This is a genomic window from Allobosea sp. 05T422_2, assembly GCF_056396265.1.
Genome location: NZ_JBFTLD010000509.1, coordinates 1 through 1,480 on the forward strand (window position 1 = coordinate 1; position 1,480 = coordinate 1,480).

The 1,480-nt window shown below is 61.9% G+C and carries 2 protein-coding genes; both read left to right on the forward strand.

Going from position 1 to position 1,480, the window contains the following annotated elements:
* Positions 1-240 precede the first annotated feature (240 nt).
* On the forward strand, positions 241-798 hold the full coding sequence (locus AC1DJT_RS36665; RefSeq protein ID WP_476836058.1) for a LemA family protein: 558 nt from the start codon (positions 241-243) through the stop codon (positions 796-798).
* A 30-nt stretch (positions 799-828) separates the two neighbouring features.
* A partial coding sequence (locus AC1DJT_RS36670) for a M48 family metalloprotease (RefSeq protein WP_476836059.1) occupies positions 829-1,480 on the forward strand: 652 nt, incomplete at its 3' end.

The following is a 1,480-nucleotide window of genomic DNA, read 5'->3' on the forward strand; positions in this document are numbered from 1 at the left end:
CGGCAAATCACGCACCCCTAGATTGACCTGTCGGCTCTGGATCTGATGGCATGGTGTGGCGGTCTTCGTACTGACCACGGACAGAAGCATGATCCTGGCGACGAGATATCGTTCAGAGGGACTTGACGATCAAAGGCCCATTACAGAAGGTCCTTACAACTCGGCGCCCGGCCCCGCTTCCCCAGAGTTGCTMTTCATGCCACCTTGCGCGCCGCGCTGTCCGGCGCTGAGGAGAAATTCATGGGCTGGATCGTTCTCGGGCTCCTTGCGGYCGCTGCCATCTATCTTGTCATGACCTATAACGGGCTCGTTGCGATGCGGCAGCGGGTCAACCAGGCCTTCGCCGATATCGACGTCCAGCTGAAGCAGCGCCACGATCTGATCCCGAACCTTGTCGAGACCGTAAAGGGTTACGCCTCGCATGAGCGCGAGACCTTCGACGCGGTCGTCAAGGCACGCAACGCGGCCCTGTCGGCCCAAGGCCMGCAAGCGCAGGCAGCCGCGGAACAGCAGCTATCCGGCGCGCTGGGCCGCCTGCTCGCTCTTTCCGAGGCCTATCCCGACCTCAAGGCAAGCGCCAATTTCCAGCAGCTCCAGAGCGAACTCAGCAATGTCGAGGACAAGCTCGCGGCGGCGCGGCGCTTCTTCAATAACGCCGTCGGCGAGTTCAACGCTGCGATCCAGGCTTTTCCGGCCGTGTTCTTCGCGCCGCAGATGGGTTTCACCCCGCGGGAGTTCTTCGATGTCGGCGAGCAAGCACGCGCGCAGCTCGATGTCGCCCCCACTGTGAAGTTCTGACCGGCTCGAGAGYGGCAACGGAGCGGCGCCATGCCGGGTCAGGCCTTCGGGCTCTATACCCATATGCGCAACAACCGGATCCGGTCGGGTTTCCTGATCGCCGGGCTGTTCCTGCTGGTCTATCTGACAAGCTACGGCCTGATCCTGATTGCCTATGGCTATGGTGGGGTCGCGCGCGGACAGAGCGTCTATTCAGAGACGATCCACCTGTTCTGGTCCTGGTTTCCGTTCATCACGCTCGCGGCCACGGCCTGGGTCTTCATCGGCTTCAAGATCAATGTCGGGCTGATCGGCGCGGTCACCGGCGCCAAAGGCGTGACGCGGGAACAGAACCCCAAGCTCTACCGGATGCTGGAGAACCTCTGCATCTCGCGGGGGCTCACCGTGCCCAAGCTCTCGATCGTTGAAAGCGAAGCCCTCAATGCCTTCGCCAGCGGCGTCAACGACAAGCAGTTCACCGTCACGGTCACGACCGGCCTGATCCAGACCCTCACGGATGATGAGATCGAGGCCGTTCTTGCGCATGAGCTGACCCATATCCGCAATGGCGACGTCCGGATGATGATCATCGCCGTGGTGATCGCAGGCGTGATTTCGCTCATCGGCGAGATCATCTTCCGCAGCGTGGGGCGCGTGCGGGTCTCGTCCAACGATGACAAGAAGGGCAACGGCGTCGCCATCC